Source organism: Streptomyces sp. NPDC096105, assembly GCF_044763335.1.
GTDB lineage: Bacteria > Actinomycetota > Actinomycetes > Streptomycetales > Streptomycetaceae > Streptomyces.
Map to the genome: position 1 here is coordinate 35,183 of NZ_JBIWGC010000025.1, position 18,110 is coordinate 53,292.

The following is an 18,110-nucleotide window of genomic DNA, read 5'->3' on the forward strand; positions in this document are numbered from 1 at the left end:
GAGGGGGCCCGGTCCGCGTCAGATCCGGTTCTCGTCCTCCGCGCCGCAGGAGCTGCCGCTCGGCGGGAGCGTGCCGTGCAGCAGGAAGTCGTCGACCTTGCGGTGGACGCACTCGGACGAACCGTAGCCGGTGTGGCCCTCGCCGCGGTTGTCCAGCACCACGGCCGACGGGCCCAGCCGCTTCGCCGTCTGCTCCGTCCAGTGGTACGGGGTGGCCGGGTCGCCCCGGGTGCCCACCAGCAGCATCTTCGGGGTGTCGAGGTCCTTGACCTGCTCGCGGATGTAGTCGGTCCCCTTGGGCCGGCCGTGGCACAGCACCACCTGCGCCAGCCGGTACGGCCCGAACACCGGAGACGCCTCCTCGTACGTCTCACGCAGGCGCGTGAGCTCCCCGGCGAGGTGTTCCGCGTCCGGACGGTCGGGGTCGTCGGCGCAGTTCACCGCCATCAGCGCCGCCGGCAGGTTGTCCAGCGGCACGTCCTCCGCGTCGGCGAGCGGCTCGTCCGGGCGCGCGGGGGAGGGGGCCGTCCCGCCGGACGCGAGGGACTCCACGCCGCTCGTGTCGCCGTCCTCCACCAGCTCGGCGAGCGCCCGCTGCAGCAGCGGCCACATCTCCTTGGCGTAGAGGCCCTGAGCGATGGCGCCGGCCAGGTCCTGGCCGGTGAACTCGTAGCCGAAGGCGGACGGCACCGGGGTGTCGTCGAGGGAGCGGACCAGCTCCACGACCTGTGCGCGGGCGGCGCGCGCGTCCTGTCCGAACGGGCAGGCGAGTTCCTCGGTGCACCAGGTGAGGAAGTTGTCCAGCGCCGTCTGCTGCCCGCGGGCGCTGGCGAGCCCCTGCTCGGCCAGCGGCTCGGTCAGCGTGTCCACACCGTCCAGCGCCATCCGGCCGACCTTGTCGGGGAACCGGGCCGCGTAGACCGCGCCGAGGCGGGTCCCGTAGGAGAACCCGAGGTAGTTGAGCTTCTCGTCGCCGAGCGCCTGACGCATCACGTCCAGGTCGCGGGCCACGTCCACGGTGCCCATGTGGGCGAGGACCGGCCCGGAGTTCTTTTCGCACTCGGCCGCCACCTCGCGCAACTGCCGCAGCGCGTCCCGCGGATCGCCCGTCTCCTCGCCGTCGGTCGCCTCCAGCGCGCGGCTGGTGGCGTCGGTCCCGCAGCTCACCGGGGAGGAACGGCCCACGCCCCGCGGGTCGAACGACACCACGTCGTAGTCGTCGGTCAGACCGAGGAAGTCCTTGCGGCCCTGGGCGAGCCCCTGCACCCCGGAGCCGCCCGGACCGCCGAAGTTCAGCAGCACCGAGCCGCGGGGGTCGTCGGAGGACGCGCGGTAGCGGGCGAGCGCCAGCTCGAGGGTGCCCTTGCCGGGGTCGGCGTAGTCGAGCGGCACGGTGACCGTCCCGCACTGGAGGTCCTCCGGCACCTCCGTGCCCTCGCAGGCCGCCCACGCGATCGTCTGGTCGTGGAAGCGGCCGAGGTCCGGCTCGTCGCGGCCGGTGGCCGTCAGGCCGGTCGCCAGCAGGACCAGCCCGACCGCTCCGGCCGCCGCGCCACGCCGGAAGGAGGGCGGCAGCGCGTTCGCGCGGTCACCGCCCCGGAGCCGCTCGGACAGCTCGCCCAGCATCGAAGCCTCCCAAGGCGCCCCGACCGGCGCCCTCGCCCACCATAAGCGGGTCCCGCCGCACCCGCCCGTCGGACGCGCGGCGCCGGCGGCGGTCCCGCGTCCGTGTGTTCGGGCACCGGGGGTTCGACGGACTTTGCCGGGGGTTCGAACGCCGGGACCCCCTGGGGGGTGAACCGGATGCGGCATACGGAGGAGCCATAACCCGGATGCCACGCCCGCGTTCTATCCGGTGGCGGGCGAACGCTCGCGACCAAGTCTGGAAGGGCAGGGAACCTATGCGAAGGGTTACCCGAAACGGTGTGATCGCCGTCGCCGCCGTGTCCGGCGCGATGGCCATGGCGATGCCGGCGTACGCCGATTCCGGGGCGGGGGGCGTCGCGGCCGGATCGCCCGGAGCGGTGTCCGGGAACTCCGTGCAGCTCCCGGTGCACGTCCCGGCGAACGTGTGCGGGAACACGGTGAACGTGGTGGGCCTCCTCAACCCGGCCGCGGGCAACGCCTGTGTCAACGAGGACGTCCGGCAGGAGGACGCGTCCCGCGGCTCCGCGAAGGGCGCGTCCGGTGCGTCGGGCACCTCCGGTGCGTCCGCCGAGAGCGACGCGCAGGGCTCGCCGGGCCTGCTGTCGGGCAACGGCGTGCAGCTGCCGGCGCACGTCCCGGTCAACGTGAGCGGCAACAGCGTGAACGTGGTCGGCATCGGCAACCCGGCCACGGACAACAGCTCCGTCAACACCCCCGGCGAGCGTCCGGCGGAGCCCGTCCCTGATCGGATCGTGCCGGCCCGCACCCTTCCCGCCCCCGTGCCGCGGCAGGCGGCCCCCGCGGAGCAGGTCGCGCTCGCCGAGACGGGCGCGGACCGGACGGTCCCGGTGCTCGCGACCGGCGCCGCGCTGTTCCTGGGCGGGATCGCCCTCTACCGCCGCGCCCGGCTCCGCACGGGCGGCTGACCGCCCGGCGGAAACGCTCCGCCGCCCCGGGTCCGCCGTGCCGGACGGCCCCGGGGCGGCTTTCGTCAGTCGCTTCGCCGGTGGAACCGCCGGTGCAACGCCGCGATGTCCCCGGTCAGTTCAGGCACCGGCCCCTCCACGGCCACACCCGGGGCGACCGCGGAGACCGGCAGGGTCCGCACGGGCGGCTCGGGCACGCCCAGCTCCGCCAGCCAGGCCGCCAGCTGCTCGGACGAGGCGACGTACACGATGCGTCCCAGGCCCACCCAGGCGTGGGCGGCGGCGCACATCGGGCAGTGCTCCCCGGAGGTGTAGACGGTGGCGGCCGCTCGCTCCCCGGGCGTCATGTGCGCCGCCGCCCAGCGCGCCAGCTCGAACTCCGGGTGCCGGGTGCGGTCACCGGACGCCACCCGGTTGTGGTCCTCGGCGAGCACCGTGCCGTCCCCGGACACCAGCACCGAGCCGAACGGCTCGTCGCCCGCCTCCAGCGCCTCGGCGGCCAGTTCCACGCAACGCCGCAGATACGGCAGTTCGTCGTCCCGCACAGCCATGGTCCCGTCTCCTCCGGCGGCTCGGTCGTGAGCCACCCTAATCCCGTTGCTCCCGTGACCGGCGGCTGATGCACTCCTGGCATGCATGCCTCCACCACACCGGCCCTGCTCGCCCTCTACGACCGCGAGATGCGACAGGGAGCCCGTCCCGAAGGCCCCGACGACCACGTCGAACGCGTCGGCCGGGTGGTGCGCCGCACCGCCCCCGCGCACGGCTGGAACGGCGTCGTCTGGTCCGGGCTCGCCTCGCCCGGCGAGGCGGACGCGGCGATCGCGGAGCAGATCGCGCACTACACGGCTCACGGCCTCGCCTTCGAGTGGAAGCTGTACGCCCACGACACCCCGGCGGACCTCGGCCGGCGGCTCACCGCGGCCGGGTTCACCCCGGAGCCGGACGAGACGCTGATGGCGGCGGAGACCGGCGGGCTGTCCCTGAACGTGGACGTGCCCGACGGCATCCGGGTCGTACCGGTCACCGACCGGACCGGTGTCGACCGGGTGGCCGAGGTGCACGAACGGGCCTTCGGTGACGACGCGTCCCGCCTGCGCCGCCGGCTCCTCGACGCGCTGACCGCCACCCCGGACGCGGTCGTCGCCGTCCTCGCCCTGGCCGGCGAGGAACCGGTGAGCGCGGCCCGCCTGGAACTGACCCCCGGCACGACGTTCGCCGGGCTGTGGGGCGGCGGCACCGTACCGGAGTGGCGGGGCCGCGGCGTCTACCGCGCCCTGGTCGCCCACCGCGCCCGCGTCGCCGCCGCCCGCGGCCGCCGCCACCTCCACGTCGACGCCTCGCCGCAGAGCCGCCCCATCCTGCGGCGCCTGGGCTTCACGGCCCTGACGGTCACGACGCCGTACGTGTACGAGCCCGCCCCCGGGCCGGGGCACGGGCGGGGAGGACACGGCCCGGGTCCGGCTCCGCACCGACGCGACCGCCGGTAGGGGCCGCTCGACGCGGGGCCGGATCAAGGGGCCGTGGCGGCCGGCTCCGGGCCGACAGGAGCGGGACCGCGCGGATGCCGGCGGAGCCGGCCGCACGGCCGTGCATCGCCGCACATGCGGGAGCGGTGGCCGTCCCACCGGGCGTGCAGACCACGGCCCGCGGGACGGCCACCGCTCGCACGGAGGCGCCGCGCCTCAGCGGCCGGCCTTCGTGCGGTCCAGGGCGGCCACGCCCACCGCCGCGAGGCCGATCTGGATCAGCCACTCCACCCAGTCCACACCCTTGGTGTCCGCCACCCCGAACGCCGCCGCGAGGGCCGAGCCGATGAGGGCGGCGACGATGCCGACGAGGATCGTCCACAGCACTCCGATGCGCTGGCGGCCCGGGACGACCAGTCGGCCCAGGACGCCGATGACGACGCCGATGACGAGGGCGCTGATGATGCCGTCGATCTCCATGTCTCCCCTTTCCGTGTCCTCCGCTGAGGTGCGTCTGCCCGCTGCCCGCGGCGGCAGTCGTCGAAGGCGCCGGGCGACGCGGCACACGCGCGGAGAAGGGGCCGGTCCGCGGGGCGCGCGGACCGGCCGGGGGTGAGGGAGTCCTCGTGGGCTCTACGACGACCGCGACGACTTGGAAGCGGCCCTGGCCGCGGTGGCGGCGCAGGCGGTGCCCAGGATCACGGTGAGGGCGCCGATGATGAGGTTGTTCCAGATCACTCCGGCGTCGGGGTCGGTGCCCACCACCCATGGCGAGATGATCATCCAGATGCCCAGCGCGCACATGGCTCCGCTGAGGCCGTACATGCGCGAGGGGGCCGCGGTGAATCCGAGGGCGAGCAGGCCGATCGCGATGCCGACGATCAGGTTGTGCGCCACGAGCGACGGCTGGCTCGTCGTGTAGTGGAGGACCCACGGGGACACCGCGCAGTAGAGGCCGAGCAGGAACACCGGCCCGTCCACGAAGGCCACGTCACGGCTGCCGAGGACACGCTCGTACCGTGCGCGCATCTCGGGTGCGTCCGGATGGCTGGAGAGATCACCGCGCTGGTGTGAGACGTTGGCCATGGTCCTCTCCTTTGACTAGCAGGCCTGACCGCGTCTGGGTGCGGTATGCGGGAAGCGCCGCGTATATCCCATTGTGCGCTTATTTCCCCTTTATGTGTAGTCGGACGCCGCCCCCTCACCGTGCCTGGTCACCGACGCGGGAGCAGATGGGAACGCCGCTCCGCTCTTCAGGACGGTGTGGTCCGCGAGCGTCCGCGCGCGTGGACCGGAGCCGGCCTCGCGGGACAGCGGCGGGATCCCGTGGCCGCCGAGGAACCGGATGTCCTTGCCGGGGCGGACCGGGCCGCCGGACGGCGTGCCGGGCCGCCGGGTGATCATGACGCCCCGGCCGGCGACGCGAGGGCGGGGCGCCGCATGCCGCGGCCACGCGTCCGAGGGGCGCGTGGGCGTGTACGCGCCACTCTGACTGGTCTGGACCCTTGACTGGTACAGACCAAAGCGCTTGAGTGTGCTCCACACCCCCCACCACGGCCGCGCCCACGCCGTGACCGGCCCCGCCGGCGCGTGCGGGCGAGGTCTCGCCCCGGCATGTCCTCGTCCCGGGAGCGGCCGTGTTCCGCGAAGGAGTTGATCCCTTGTCGAGACGTCGTATCGCCGCCGTGACCGCTGCCCTCGTCCTCGCCGGCAGCGCGCCCCTGCTGCTCCCCGCCGCGACCACGACCGCCTCGGCCGCCACCGCGGCCGCGTGTTCCAGCTACCCCGCCTGGGTCGCCGGACAGTGGTACGAGGCGGGCGCGATCGTCCGCTACACCGACGGCAAGGCGTACGTGGCCGAACACGCCAACCCGGGCTACGACCCCACCATCAGCACCTGGTACTGGGAGCCGTACGCCTGTGACAACGGGCCCGGGACGCCCGTCGGGAACTTCGTCGTGACCGAGGCGCAGTTCAACCGGATGTTCCCGAACCGGAACCCCTTCTACACGTACAGCGGCCTCACCGCCGCGCTCAGCGCCTACCCCGGCTTCGCCAACACCGGCAGCGACACGGTGAAGAAGCAGGAGGCCGCCGCGTTCCTCGCCAACGTCAGTCACGAGACCGGCGGCCTGGTGCACGTCGTGGAGCAGAACCAGGCCAACTACCCGCACTACTGCGACTGGAGCCAGCCGTACGGCTGCCCGGCCGGCCAGGCCGCCTACTACGGGCGTGGCCCCATCCAGCTGAGCTGGAACTTCAACTACAAGGCGGCGGGCGACGCGCTGGGCATCGATCTGCTCAACAACCCCTGGCTGGTGCAGAACGACGCGGCCGTCGCCTGGAAGACCGCCCTCTGGTACTGGAACACCCAGAGGGGGCCGGGCAGCATGACCCCGCACGCGGCCATGGTCAACGGGGCCGGATTCGGCCAGACGATCCGCAGCATCAACGGCTCCCTGGAGTGCGACGGGAGGAACCCGGCGCAGGTGCAGAGCCGGGTGACGAAGTACCAGCAGTTCACCGGGATCCTCGGGACGACTCCCGGCGGCAACCTGTACTGCTGACGCCGGCGGCCGGGCGTGATGTCATGCACCTGACCGTTCTCCGGGGCGCGGCGCGCCCCGGAGAACGGTCCGCCCCCTCCGGACGAAGGGAACCGCATGCGCACCCCCCACGCCCTGCTCGCCACCGCCGTCACGACCGCCGCGCTCGCCGCGGCGGTCGCGGCGCCCGCGCCCGCGGCGGTCGCCGACACCGTGCCGCCGCCCGGCACGTACTACGTCCAGAGCGCCGTCACCGGCCTCAACGCCGCCGACGCCTCCGGGACGGTCGAACAGCATCGGCCGCGCGGGAACGAGGACCGCCAGCAGTGGTCCCTGCGCCCCGACGGCGCCGGACACCTGCTGGAGAGCACCGACAGCCCCGGCGTCTGTCTCGGACGGGCCGGCGACCGGGCCCGCACCGTGTCCTGCGGAGCCGCCGAGGCGCGCTGGCAGCTCACCCCGCTCGGCGCCGACCGGTACGCGCTCGCCGCACCCGGCACCGGCGGGCGGCTCACCGTCGCCCCGAAACCCGCCGGAGCCACTCACCCCGCGCCGCTGTCGGTCGGGGGCGGTGACGGCGACCTCGCGTCCTGGTACCTCACCCCGGTCGACACGCCCGGCGGCCCCGTGCCGCCGCGGGAGCGGCGCACCCTGGACCAGGTCACGTTCCTCACCGCGCACAACGCCTACGCGAACGGCGTCGACGGTGGTTTCGCCCCGCCCCTCATCGACCTCTTCCCCAACCAGAACCGTGGCGTCCAACAGCAACTCGCCGACGGCGTGCGCGGGTTCATGCTGGACATCCACCAGACGCCGGACGGCGCCATCCTCTGCCACAACAGCTGCACCCTGGTGCGCAGACCCGTCGTCCTGTGGGTGGACCTCCAGCGGATCACCGACTTCCTGCGCGCCCACCCCGAGGAGTTCGTCACCGTCTTCCTCGAGGATTACGTCGAGCCGGGCGTCCTGCGCGCCGAACTGGACCGGGTGCGGGGTCTGTCGGACGTGCTCTACCGCCCCGACCGCACCGGGGTGCGCGAGCACGGCTGGCCCACGATGGGCGAACTGGCCGCCGCCGGACACCGGTTGCTGATCTTCACCGACCACAGCAAGGAGGCGGACCGGTCGGCCGGGCTGACGCGGGACAGCTTCGGTGTGATGTACCAGCGGGAGTGGACCGTCGAGAACCACTGGTCCATGGGGCCGGGCGTGGGCGCCTCCGACTGGTCCTGCCACAGCCGCTGGTACGACGCGAACACCACGATCCCGCTGACCCGCACCGAGCCCGGCTTCCGGCCCCTCTTCGTCATGAACCACTTCCGGGACGCCGCCGTCGCCTCCACGGCCGCCACCGACAACGCCAAGCTCGCCGACCGCGCCCGCCGGTTCTGCCAGCCGGCCGCCCGCAAGAAGCCCACCTACCTCGCCGTCGACCGCTACGACCTGGGGAACCCCGCGGCCGCCGTCGCCGCGCTGAACACCTACGCCTACCCGTGAGGCGTCACGTCGGCCCGCCCCGGACCGGACGCCGGGGCGGGACTGGCGCATACGGCAGTTTTACGTATAACCTCTCCGGTCAACCCCTGCGAGAGGTGACGATGAGACGCATCGCCCTGGTCACCCTCGTCGTCCACGACTACGACGAGGCGATCCGCTTCTACACCGAGGCCCTCGGCTTCCGGCTCGTCGAGGACGCGCCCCGGCCGGACGGCGGCCGCTGGGTCGTCGTCGAGCCCGGCGCCGGGCACACCGGCGCCGCGCTGCTGCTGGCCCGCGCCGCGGGGGAGGAGCAGCGGGCCCGGGTGGGCGACCAGACCGGCGGACGCGTGGGCTTCTTCCTGCACACCGACGACTTCGCCCGCGACCACGCCCGCATGACCGCCGCCGGGGTGACCTTCCTGGAGGAGCCGCGCCACGAGCCGTACGGCTCGGTCGCCGTCTTCCAGGACCTGTACGGCAACCGCTGGGACCTGCTCCGGCCCGCCGTCTGATCCACCATGCCGAACCACACGCCGAGGAACCGCCAGCCATGTCATCTACGCGCATAGACGCCGACACGATCCGCCGCCTCCCCAAGGCGGTCCTGCACGACCACCTCGACGGCGGCCTGCGCCCGGCCACGGTCGTGGAGCTGGCCGAGACCGTCGGCCACCCGCTGCCCACCACCGACCCGGACGAGCTCGCCGCCTGGTACGTGGAGGCCGCGAACTCCGGCGACCTGGTCCGCTACATCGCCACCTTCGAGCACACCCTGGCCGTGATGCAGACCCGCGAGGGCCTGCTGCGCACCGCCGAGGAGTACGTCCTCGACCTCGCCGCCGACGGGGTCGTCTACGGCGAGGTGCGCTACGCCCCCGAGCTGAACACCCGGGGCGGGCTGACCATGCGCGAGGTCGTGGAGACCGTCCAGGAGGGTCTGGCCGCCGGCATGGCCAAGGCGGCCGCCGCCGGCACGCCCGTCCGGGTCGGCACGCTGCTGTGCGGCATGCGGATGTTCGACCGGGTCCGCGAGGCCGCCGACCTGGCCGTCGCCTTCCGGGACGCCGGGGTCGTCGGCTTCGACATCGCCGGCGCCGAGGACGGCTTCCCGCCCGCCGACCACCTCGCCGCCTTCGAGCACCTGCGCCGCGAGAGCGTGCCGTTCACCATCCACGCCGGCGAGGCCCACGGACTGCCCAGCATCCACCAGGCCCTCCAGGTGTGCGGCGCCCAGCGCATCGGGCACGGCGTGCGCCTCACCGAGGACATCCCGGACCTCGAGGGCGGCAAGCTCGGCCGGCTCGCCTCCTGGGTCCGCGACCGCCGCATCGCCCTGGAGATGTGCCCCACCTCCAACCTCCAGACCGGCGCCGCGACCTCGATCGCCGAGCATCCGATCACCCCGCTGAAGGACCTCGGCTTCCGCGTCACCGTCAACACCGACAACCGCCTGGTCTCCGGCACCACCATGACCCGGGAGATGACCCTGCTGGTCGAGCAGGCCGGCTGGACGGCCGAGGACCTGCGCACGGTCACCCTGAACGCGGTCAAGAGCGCGTTCCTGCCGTACGACGAGCGCGCCGCGCTGATCCGGGACGTCGTCCTGCCGGGTTACGAAGCGGCGCTCTGAAACAGCCCGCGGACGTAGGCGGCCTGTCCGACGTGCTGGAGATCGTCGGACAGGACGCTGACCAGCCGCACGCCCAGGGTGACCGGCGGGTCCCAGTTCTCGTCGACGACGCGTCGCAGGTCCTTGGCGGTGAGCGTCCGCAGGGCGCCCAGGGTCTGCTCGTGCACGGCGTCGTGATAGCCGGTCAGCAGGTCGGCCGACTCGACGCGGACCTCGGCGACCTGCGCCGGGGTGTGCCCGAACCCGGTCGCGCCGCGCGGCAGGCCGAGCCCGAACCGCTTCTCCCAGCCGTCGGCCGGCCACACCTGCTCCAGCCCGAAGGCGTCCGCCACGTGGTCGTCCTGGATCCGGGTGAGGTGCCACACCAGCCACGCGATGCTGTTGGCGTCCGGCGCGGGCCGGGCGGCGAGCTCGTCGGGGCCGAGACCCTCGACGGCGGCGTGGACCTCTTCCCGGACGCGGCCGAAGCCGTCGATGAGGATGTCCTTGGCATGCATGGCTCCAGACTCGCTCACCTTCCGGCGTCACGCGCCCCGGTGTCCAGCAGCTCCATCAGCGCCCGCGCCGCCGGGCTGGTCGCGCGCGGCGACGGCACCAGCGCCACCGTCTCGTACGCCGCCTCGCCGGTGTCCTTGAGCGGCAGGGCGGTGAGGGACGGGCGCTTGTGCCGGAAGTGCCGCGGCACCACCGCCACGCCCAGGTTCTCGTCGACCAGGTCGAGCAGGCTGTGCACGTCGTTCACCTCCAGCGCCACCGTGCGCCGCACGTCCGCGACCGCGAAGGCCGCGTCGGTGGCGCGGCGCGGGCCCCAGTCGGGGTGGAAGTCGACGAACACCTCGCCGGCCAGCTCCTGCGGGGTGACCGGCGCCCCGGCGCGGGCGAGCCGGTGACCGGGGTGGCACAGCACGGTCATCGGCTCGCCGGTCAGCGGCACGGCGCGCAGCTGGTCCGGGTCCGCGTCGGTGCGGTAGGCGAAGGCGAGGTCCAGCCGCCCGGCCGCGACCTCCTCGGCGAGCGCGGCCGAGCCCCACTGCCGCAGCCGTATCTCCACGTCCGGGTGGCGCCGTCGGAACGCGGCGAGCAGCCCGGCCACGTTCACCCCGGCGATGCACTGCTCCGTCCCCACCGCGAGGGTGCCGCGCAGCACGCCCTGCACCGCGGCCACCGCCTCGTGCGCGGCCCGCACCTGTGCCAGGATGCGTTCGGCCTCCGCGAGCAGCGCCCGCCCCGCCTCGGTGAGCGTCACCCTGCGGGTGGTCCGCACGAACAGCGGTGTCTGCAGCTCGCGCTCCAGCGCCCGGACGGACGCCGACAGGCCCGACTGGGAGACCATCAGCCGTTCCGCCGCACGGGTGAAGTGCCGGTCCTCGGCGACGGCCACGAAGTGCTGGAGATGGCGCAGTTCCATGATTGAGAAGCGTAGCCGCACAATTCCATCGGATTCTTCTGTTGGACCGCTCCCCGCAGGTCACGACAGAGTGGACGGGCGGTTCGACGAACCGCCGAGACGAACGCAAGACGAACGCCAAGACGTGGGACAACCCCTCTGGAGTCGCGTTGTACACCGCACACCCCGACCGTTACGCGGACATGCCCTACCGGCGCGCCGGACGCAGCGGCCTGAAGCTGCCCGCGCTCTCGCTCGGCCTCTGGCACAACTTCGGTCCCGACCGCCCGGCCGAGACCCAGCGGGCCATCCTGCGCCGCGCCTTCGACCTGGGCGTCACGCACTTCGACCTCGCCAACAACTACGGCCCGCCGCCCGGCGCCGCCGAGTCCGTCCTTGGTGAGGCGCTGAAGGCCGACTTCGCGCGGTACCGCGACGAGCTGGTGATCTCCACCAAGGCCGGCTACCTGATGTGGCCCGGCCCGTACGGCGAATGGGGTTCGCGCAAGTACCTGCTGTCCTCGCTGGACCAGAGCCTGAGCCGGATGGGCCTGGACCACGTCGACATCTTCTACTCGCACCGCTTCGACCCGGACACCCCGCTCGAGGAGACGATGGGCGCCCTGCACTCGGCGGTGCAGCAGGGCAAGGCGCTGTACGTCGGCGTCTCCAACTACAACGCCGAGCAGACCCGGGAGGCCGCCCGCATCCTCGGCGAGCTGGGCACCCCGCTGCTGATCAACCAGCCGCGCTACTCGATGCTGGACCGCCGCCCGGAGGACGAGGGCCTGATGGACGCCCTGGACGAGCTCCAGGTCGGCTCCATCGCCTACTCCCCGCTGGAGCAGGGCCTGCTGACCTCCCGCTACCTGGACGGCATCCCCGAGGACTCCCGGGCCGCGAGCGACAGCCCCTTCCTGAACACCGACGCCCTCACCGAGGAGCTGGTGGGCCGGCTCCGCGCGCTGGCCGACATCGCGTCCGCCCGCGGCCAGAGCCTCGCGCAGATGGCCCTGTCCTGGGTGCTGCGCGGCGGCCGCCTCACCTCCGCGCTGGTCGGCGCGAGCAGCCCGCAGCAGCTGGAGGACAGCGTCGCCGCCACCCGCGACCTCGACTTCTCCGACGAGGAGCTGACGCGCATCGACGCGATCGTCAGGCAGTGACCGCACGTCACCGGCCGCCGTCCCCCTCGCGGGGCCGGCGGCCGGGCCACGGCCGTCCCGGCCCGTGCGTCCCGCCCCGCGGGCCCGGCCGCACACCGGTCACCTCGGGCGATGTGCGCACCCGCGTCGTTTCGGCCAGGAAACGCCTTGCATATGCCAGGAGACTGGCCGGAAACATATGGTGACAGTGTTTCAGCGGTGAACATACTCGACACGAGAGCGCTTCACACCGCGCGACGGCGCCCTCACGCACAGCACGCGAGCCACGGAGCGGGCAGCCGGCCCGGAACCGGCGGGCGAGCACGCAGCGGGGGAGGGAACGTGCACGACGAATTCCTGTGCCACGTCACGGCGTACGGGGTCTGTGACGGCCGGCGTATCGGGGTGCCCCTGGGCACCTACCGGGCGCCGACCCTCGCCCTCGCCCTGTGGTGGCTGCGTGACCGTGCCCTGTGGATCGCCGAGCGCCTCGACCCGCAGCCCGAGGCCGAGCACTTACCCTCGGGCGCGCTCGTCCCCGTCCCCGACGGCGTGCCCGATGTCCCCACCGTGCTGCGCACCTGGTGCGGTGACGTCGAGCGGCAGGAACAGGTGGCCGAGACGCTCGCCGCCGGACGCATGGTGCGGGTCGCCACCGGCGACGACACCACGGAGTACGAACTCCTCGCCGAATCGGTGGACGCCCTGCGGATGCAGCGCGCCGCCCGCGTCCTCGGCGTCCCGGTCGCCTGAGACCGGACCGTCCCTCAGCGCTTCCGCCGCCCGGTTCCCCGCACCGCCCACGCCCCCGCGAAGCCCGCGACCAGGCCCCACAGCAGGGCCAGCCCCGACGCGCCCCACAGCCGCGGCTCCAGCAGCACCTGCCCGGACAGGCCTTCGCCGAGGTCGCCGATGCCGAGCACCGACAGGCCGATCCTCGCGGAGACGCGGGCCGTCGAGCCGATCGTGAGCACCGCGAGGGCCAGCGCCACCGCCAGCCGCACGGCGTGCTGCCAGGGCGGCACCCCCGCGGGCGAGGCGGCCGCCATGAAGCAGGCCGCGCCCGCCACCAGGACCGCGGCGGCCACCAGCAGCCACCACCAGCGGCCGCCGTCGTGCTCCACGAGCGAGCCCAGGTTCAGCTCGGAGACGTCCGGGGTGCGCAGCACCTCGTCCAGCACCCGCGGCATGGGCAGCCCGAACGGCCCCTCCACCCTGCCCTCCCAGGTCGCCCCCAGCCCGATGGTCAGCGCCGGCCAGGCCACGTTGGGCAGCCCCAGCAGGATCACCGCGAACGTCTCGGCCGGACGCCCCCGGGTGGCGGCCACCACCAGCGCGACGACGAGCGCGACGGCCACGGAGGCGAGCAGCAGCCCCACCACCGCGCGTGCCGCGGGCCGCGCCCCCGCCCGGAACCGCGCCGGCCCGGGCGGCAGCGGCGCACCGCGTGACATCAGCAGCGCCACCATCAGCACGCCCGCCAGCCACACCAGGCCGGTCAGCACGGTCGGCAGCACGTCCGCGGCGAAGCCCGCCACCGGCCGCACCCCGAACAGTTCGCCCAGGTCGCCGAGCAGGTCGTCCCCGAGGGGGACCTCGAAGGTGCGCCGGGCGGCCAGCGCCAGACCGAGGACCGCCGGCAGCCACAGCACGGCGACCCGCGCCGCCCACCCCGCCGGCCCGGGCGCGCCCACCGCCGTGCGGCGGCGCAGCGGACGCAGGAAGCACCAGCCGAGCACCAGCGCCCCGGTCAGGGTGACGGACAGCGGGATCACCGTCAGGCCGCCCTCCGCGTCGGCCAGACCGCCGGCGTCCCCGGAGAGCCGTACCGTGCCGCCCACGGCGAGCACCAGGACGGCGGCGAGCACCGGACCGAAGGCGCCCTCCGGGAGGCCGGCCGCTCCGGCCGCCCAGAGCCCCAGCGCCGCCACCACGCCCATCGCGGCCAGTGAGCCGGCCACCGTGACCAGGGCGGGCACCCAGCCGTGGAACGGGGACCGCGGAGGAGGGGAGTGTGCGCTCACGTGTGCACGCTAAGCAGCGCCTGCCCCGGCCGCCCGCCGGGAGGTCCGTCCGCGCGGGTCCGCCGCCCCCGGTGGACCCGCGTGTGCGCCGCCCCGGCGTTCCGTGGCCGCCGCCCAGCGCCACCGCGGGCAGGGCGGTCAGGCTCCGTACGTACGGCTGTCGGCCCGTGCACGGCGCCCCCTGCGCGCCGGTCAGGCATACCGGTTTCCCCGGCGGGGAAATCGAACACCGATCAGCAGGACTGCCCCGGCCGACTCGGGGTACCAGGACCGGTGCGCATCGTCCGGCCGACCCGGCGTCGCAGAGGGAAACGCATGACCTATCGCTTGGACGGGGTAGTGATACCGACTGGTTTCGACGTGCCCGTGGAACCGCTGCGGCGGGCGGCACACTTCACCGGCGAGCAGGGCTGCATCGCCGAGGCGCGGCACTTCGCCGCGCAGTTCCTCGAGCAGCTGAGGACCGAGTGGTGCGCCACGGTCGACGCCAAGGCGGAGGGCGCCGTGCTCCTGGTGGTGAGCGAACTGGTCACCAACGCCGACCGGCACAGCGACGGGCCGTACATCCTGGAGCTGGAGGGCACGGACACCACGCTCACGGTGGCCGTCTACGACAGCAACGGCGCCCTGCCCCGCGTCTTCCCGCGCGACCCGCAGCGGATCGGACGGCACGGACTGGAGATCGTGCGCGCGCTGGCGCGGGACGTCGGCGTGGAGCGCGTACCGGTCGGCAAACGCGTTCGCGCGGTGATCGACCTCACCGGCGGCTGAACGCCACGGCCCCTTTCTCCCTCGCTCTTCGCGACAGCGCCCCTGGGCCGGTTCAGGACCGTCAGGGGCGCCTTCGGCGTGCCGCGGGGGCGTCAGGCGCAGCCCAGCTCACCGAGCATGCCGGTCCGCAGCCGGGTGATGATCCGCTTGATCAGACGCGACACGTGCATCTGCGAGCAGCCCAGCCGCTCGCCGATCTCCGCCTGCGTGGCCTCCTCGACGAACCGCATGTGAAGGATCTCGCGGTCGCGGTCGCTCAGCTCGGCCATCAGCGGGGCCAGCGCGTGGAAGTCCTCCACCAGGGCCAGCCGCTCCTCCTCGACGCCGATGAAGTCGGCGAGGACGGCCTCGCCGTTCTCCGGGCCGTCCCCGGTGAGCGCGGCGTCCAGCGAGGAGGAGTGGTAGCCGTTCGCGGCGATCTGCCCCTCGACGACCTGCTGCTCGGTGATGTTCATCAGGGTCGCCAGCTCGGCCACGGTGGGCTCGCGGTCCAGCCGGCTCGACAGCTCCTCGCGGGCCTTCGCCAGCTCCACGCGCAGCTCCTGCAGCCGGCGCGGCACGTGCACGGCCCAGGTGGTGTCACGGAAGAAGCGCTTGATCTCGCCCACGATGTACGGCAGCGCGAAGGAGGTGAACTCGACCTCGCGGGACAGCTCGAACCGGTCGATGGCCTTGATCAGGCCGATCATGCCGGTCTGCACGATGTCGTCCATGTCGTCGCCGCGGCCGCGGAACCGCCCGGCCGCGAAGCGCACGAGGGACATGTTCATCTCGATGAGCGTGTTGCGCGCGTACTGGTACTCGTGGGTGCCTTCCTCCAGCTCCTCCAGACGCCGGAAGAACTGCCGGGAGAGCGCGCGTGCGTCGCGGGGCGCGACGGCGCGCGGGTCACCGGGGCCGCGAAGGTCCTCGCCCTCGGTACCGGCGCTGGTGTGCCCGTCCACGGTCCGCTCCTGCGACCGGATCACGGCGGTCCTCATTGCCCACTCCCCACGAACGTCATGGCTGCCACGAGACCGGGACTTCCGGGTACCCCGGGCCCGCGGACCTATGCCCGTCGGTTTTCTCCGCGACCGGAAGGCACCGGGCCGCTCGGGGAGACGCGGTGCGCACCGGCCGTCACGCCTGTCGTCCGATGGTACGGCGGCCGGTGCGGCACGGCACCACCGGGGTGGAGGAATGCCCTCCGCTTTTCGGTCCCCGTTCGGCGGGACGGCACCGTGCCGGACGCGCTTCACTCAGGGCGGAATCCCGCTCCCTTGCCCCCGGGAGCGGGATTCCTAGGCTGAGGACGTGACCGATCACGCGCCGAACGATGCCCGCGTCCTTCCCCCGCGACCCGGCCCGGCCGCCTCCGGCCCGCCGGGCGCCCCGCCCGCCGCGCCCAGGGAGCCGCTGTGGCGGCACCTCGTCGGCGACGTGCTGCGCGCCGAGCGGCAGGCCCAGGAGCGGACCCTCAAGGACGTCGCCGAGGCGGCCCGGATCTCCATGCCGTACCTGTCGGAGGTGGAGCGCGGCCGCAAGGAAGCCTCCTCGGAGGTCCTCGCGGCCGCCGCCGGGGCGCTCGGCCTGGGCCTCGGCGACCTGCTCGCCCGTACGCACGCGGAACTGGTCCGGGCCACGGCACGCCGGTCCGCCGTCCGCACCCGCTCCGTGCGGAACGGCTCCGCGCGCGACGGGCTCTGCCTGGCCGCCTGAGCGGGGTGCCGCACGGCCCGGCGGCCGCTCAGACGAGGGCCGGCCGCCGGGTCAGCACCTCGTCGGCCAGGCCGTACGCCACGGCCTCCCGCGCGGTGAACACCTTGTCGCGGTCCATGTCCGCCCGCAGGGTCGCCACGTCGTGGTGCGTGTGCCGGGCCAGCACCTCCTCGACCTGCGCGCGGATCCGCGTCATCTCCTTCGCGCGCAGCGCCAGGTCGGACGCCGTCCCCCGCATCCCGCCGGCGGCCGGCTGGCCGAGCAGCACCCGCGCGTGCTCCAGCACGAACCGCCGCCCCGGGTCCCCGCCGGCCAGCAGCACGGCCGCCGTGGACGCCGCCTGCCCCACGCAGAACGTGGAGACCGGGGCCCGTACGAACGTCATGGTGTCGTAGATCGCCATGAGCGAGGTGTACGAGCCGCCGGGGGAGTTGAGGTAGACCGCGATCTCGCTCTCCGGGGCCTCCGACTCCAGGTGCAGCAGCTGCGCGACGACCACGTTGGCGACGCCGTCGTCGATCTCCGAGCCCAGGAAGACGATCCGCTCGGCCAGCAGCCTGCTGAACACGTCGTAGGACCGCTCGCCGCGCGCGGTGCGCTCGACGACGTTCGGAATCGTGTACGTCCCCATCACCGCAGTCCCATCCTGGGTCGTGAGGCCGCCGGGCGGACGTCGTCCAGCGAGTCCAGCACCCGGTCGACCATTCCGTACGCACGGGCCTGTTCGGCCGTGAACCAGCGGTCCCGGTCGCCGTCCCGGGAGAGGGTCTCCGGGGTCTGGCCGGTGTGCTCGGCGGTGATCCGCTCGATGGTCCGCTTGGTGAACTCCAGGTTCTCCGCCTGGATCTCGATGTCGGCGGCGGTCCCGCCGAGGCCGCCCGAGGGCTGGTGCATCATGATGCGCGCGTTCGGCAGGGCGTAGCGCTTGCCGGGCGCGCCGACGCAGAGCAGGAACTGCCCCATGCTGGCCGCGAAGCCCATGGCCAGGGTGGAGACGTCGTTGGGGATCAGCCGCATCGTGTCGTAGACGGCCAGTCCCGCGTGGACCGAACCGCCGGGGCTGTTGATGTACAGGCTGATGTCGGTGCGCGGGTCCTCGGCGGACAGGAGCAGCAACTGCGCGCAGACCCGGTTCGCGGACACCTCGTCGACCTGCGTGCCGAGCAGCACGATCCGCTGGGCGAGCAGCTGGGCGGCGAGGTGGTCGTCGAAGCGGCTCGGCGGGGTGTCGCCGTCCTCCGCCCGGGGAGGGGCCGGCCGCGGGCCGGCGGTGAGGGGTGACATGGACGCTCCCGTGATGGCTCGTCGGAACACGGCCGGACGGCCGCGTGCGTCCACTGTCGGCCCGCCGCGCCCGCCGCCGGGGGAATCTCTGCCCGCGGCAGATCCGC

General features: G+C 73.8%; 20 protein-coding genes. 10 read left to right on the forward strand and 10 right to left on the reverse strand.

Annotated elements, in window-relative coordinates; translation table 11 throughout:
* Positions 1-18 precede the first annotated feature (18 nt).
* A complete protein-coding gene (locus ACIQ8B_RS28585; protein WP_403550748.1) occupies positions 19-1,626 on the reverse strand; it encodes an alpha/beta hydrolase in 1,608 nt (535 codons plus the stop codon).
* 299 nt (positions 1,627-1,925) lie between these two features.
* On the opposite strand from ACIQ8B_RS28585, the gene ACIQ8B_RS28590 reads away from it, so the two are divergent.
* A complete protein-coding gene (locus tag ACIQ8B_RS28590) occupies positions 1,926-2,573 on the forward strand; it encodes a chaplin (protein ID WP_403550750.1) in 648 nt (215 codons plus the stop codon).
* Positions 2,574-2,638: 65 nt separating this feature from the next.
* Here ACIQ8B_RS28590 and ACIQ8B_RS28595 read toward each other — a convergent pair whose 3' ends face one another.
* Positions 2,639-3,124, reverse strand: coding sequence for a nucleoside deaminase (locus ACIQ8B_RS28595; RefSeq protein ID WP_403550752.1), 486 nt, complete (start codon positions 3,122-3,124; stop codon positions 2,639-2,641).
* An 81-nt stretch (positions 3,125-3,205) separates the two neighbouring features.
* On the opposite strand from ACIQ8B_RS28595, the gene ACIQ8B_RS28600 reads away from it, so the two are divergent.
* Positions 3,206-4,063: a GNAT family N-acetyltransferase gene (locus ACIQ8B_RS28600; RefSeq protein ID WP_403550754.1), complete on the forward strand. Its 858-nt coding sequence runs from the start codon at positions 3,206-3,208 to the stop codon at positions 4,061-4,063.
* 195 nt (positions 4,064-4,258) lie between these two features.
* Here the strand turns inward: ACIQ8B_RS28600 and ACIQ8B_RS28605 are convergent, their stop codons facing one another.
* Positions 4,259-4,522, reverse strand: coding sequence for a GlsB/YeaQ/YmgE family stress response membrane protein (locus tag ACIQ8B_RS28605; protein WP_290004888.1), 264 nt, complete (start codon positions 4,520-4,522; stop codon positions 4,259-4,261).
* A gap of 153 nt (positions 4,523-4,675) precedes the next feature.
* Entirely contained in the window at positions 4,676-5,128 is a 453-nt protein-coding gene (locus tag ACIQ8B_RS28610) for an SPW repeat protein (RefSeq protein WP_403550756.1), read from the reverse strand.
* A gap of 575 nt (positions 5,129-5,703) precedes the next feature.
* On the opposite strand from ACIQ8B_RS28610, the gene ACIQ8B_RS28615 reads away from it, so the two are divergent.
* The 4 genes from ACIQ8B_RS28615 (at position 5,704) to ACIQ8B_RS28630 (ending at position 9,697) form a co-directional block, all read left to right on the forward strand.
* On the forward strand, positions 5,704-6,609 hold the full coding sequence (locus ACIQ8B_RS28615) for a glycoside hydrolase family 19 protein (RefSeq protein ID WP_403550758.1): 906 nt from the start codon (positions 5,704-5,706) through the stop codon (positions 6,607-6,609).
* A 96-nt stretch (positions 6,610-6,705) separates the two neighbouring features.
* Positions 6,706-8,085: a phospholipase gene (locus ACIQ8B_RS28620; RefSeq protein WP_403550760.1), complete on the forward strand. Its 1,380-nt coding sequence runs from the start codon at positions 6,706-6,708 to the stop codon at positions 8,083-8,085.
* Between the two features lie 101 nt (positions 8,086-8,186).
* The gene (locus ACIQ8B_RS28625) at positions 8,187-8,579 is read left to right on the forward strand and encodes a VOC family protein (RefSeq protein WP_106415577.1); all 393 of its coding nucleotides are present in this window, start codon (positions 8,187-8,189) and stop codon (positions 8,577-8,579) included.
* A 38-nt stretch (positions 8,580-8,617) separates the two neighbouring features.
* Positions 8,618-9,697: an adenosine deaminase gene (locus tag ACIQ8B_RS28630; RefSeq protein ID WP_290004878.1), complete on the forward strand. Its 1,080-nt coding sequence runs from the start codon at positions 8,618-8,620 to the stop codon at positions 9,695-9,697.
* On the opposite strand, the gene ACIQ8B_RS28635 is transcribed toward ACIQ8B_RS28630, so the two are convergent.
* Both ACIQ8B_RS28635 and ACIQ8B_RS28640 read right to left on the reverse strand, forming a co-directional pair.
* A complete protein-coding gene (locus ACIQ8B_RS28635; protein ID WP_403550763.1) occupies positions 9,679-10,194 on the reverse strand; it encodes a DUF664 domain-containing protein in 516 nt (171 codons plus the stop codon). The two genes, ACIQ8B_RS28630 and ACIQ8B_RS28635, sit on opposite strands and share 19 nt — an antisense overlap.
* Before the next feature lie 14 nt (positions 10,195-10,208).
* Complete coding sequence (locus tag ACIQ8B_RS28640) at positions 10,209-11,105, reverse strand: LysR substrate-binding domain-containing protein (RefSeq protein WP_290004876.1); 897 nt, start codon at positions 11,103-11,105, stop codon at positions 10,209-10,211.
* A 149-nt stretch (positions 11,106-11,254) separates the two neighbouring features.
* On the opposite strand from ACIQ8B_RS28640, the gene mgrA reads away from it, so the two are divergent.
* Together mgrA and ACIQ8B_RS28650 are read left to right on the forward strand one after the other, a co-directional pair.
* Positions 11,255-12,247 carry an L-glyceraldehyde 3-phosphate reductase gene (gene mgrA, locus ACIQ8B_RS28645; RefSeq protein ID WP_290004874.1) on the forward strand — a complete coding sequence of 331 codons (993 nt, stop codon included), beginning with the start codon at positions 11,255-11,257 and terminating at the stop codon, positions 12,245-12,247.
* Positions 12,248-12,568: 321 nt separating this feature from the next.
* Entirely contained in the window at positions 12,569-12,979 is a 411-nt protein-coding gene (locus ACIQ8B_RS28650) for a hypothetical protein (RefSeq protein WP_106415582.1), read from the forward strand.
* Positions 12,980-12,993: 14 nt separating this feature from the next.
* Here the strand turns inward: ACIQ8B_RS28650 and ACIQ8B_RS28655 are convergent, their stop codons facing one another.
* Positions 12,994-14,250, reverse strand: a complete 1,257-nt coding sequence (locus tag ACIQ8B_RS28655) for a streptophobe family protein (RefSeq protein WP_403550766.1) — start codon at positions 14,248-14,250, stop codon at positions 12,994-12,996.
* Between the two features lie 315 nt (positions 14,251-14,565).
* Here ACIQ8B_RS28655 and ACIQ8B_RS28660 point away from each other — a divergent pair, with 315 nt between their 5' ends.
* Positions 14,566-15,021, forward strand: coding sequence for an ATP-binding protein (locus ACIQ8B_RS28660; RefSeq protein WP_106415583.1), 456 nt, complete (start codon positions 14,566-14,568; stop codon positions 15,019-15,021).
* 92 nt (positions 15,022-15,113) lie between these two features.
* Here the strand turns inward: ACIQ8B_RS28660 and ACIQ8B_RS28665 are convergent, their stop codons facing one another.
* The gene (locus tag ACIQ8B_RS28665; protein WP_403550768.1) at positions 15,114-16,001 is read right to left on the reverse strand and encodes a SigB/SigF/SigG family RNA polymerase sigma factor; all 888 of its coding nucleotides are present in this window, start codon (positions 15,999-16,001) and stop codon (positions 15,114-15,116) included.
* Positions 16,002-16,314: 313 nt separating this feature from the next.
* Between ACIQ8B_RS28665 and ACIQ8B_RS28670 the strand changes: the two genes are divergently transcribed.
* The gene (locus ACIQ8B_RS28670) at positions 16,315-16,719 is read left to right on the forward strand and encodes a helix-turn-helix domain-containing protein (RefSeq protein WP_403550770.1); all 405 of its coding nucleotides are present in this window, start codon (positions 16,315-16,317) and stop codon (positions 16,717-16,719) included.
* A 28-nt stretch (positions 16,720-16,747) separates the two neighbouring features.
* Here ACIQ8B_RS28670 and ACIQ8B_RS28675 read toward each other — a convergent pair whose 3' ends face one another.
* Both ACIQ8B_RS28675 and ACIQ8B_RS28680 read right to left on the reverse strand, forming a co-directional pair.
* A complete protein-coding gene (locus ACIQ8B_RS28675; protein ID WP_403550772.1) occupies positions 16,748-17,350 on the reverse strand; it encodes a ClpP family protease in 603 nt (200 codons plus the stop codon).
* The gene (locus tag ACIQ8B_RS28680) at positions 17,350-18,003 is read right to left on the reverse strand and encodes an ATP-dependent Clp protease proteolytic subunit (protein ID WP_403550774.1); all 654 of its coding nucleotides are present in this window, start codon (positions 18,001-18,003) and stop codon (positions 17,350-17,352) included. Before ACIQ8B_RS28680 ends, ACIQ8B_RS28675 begins: the two co-directional genes overlap by 1 nt.
* Positions 18,004-18,110: the final 107 nt, after the last annotated feature.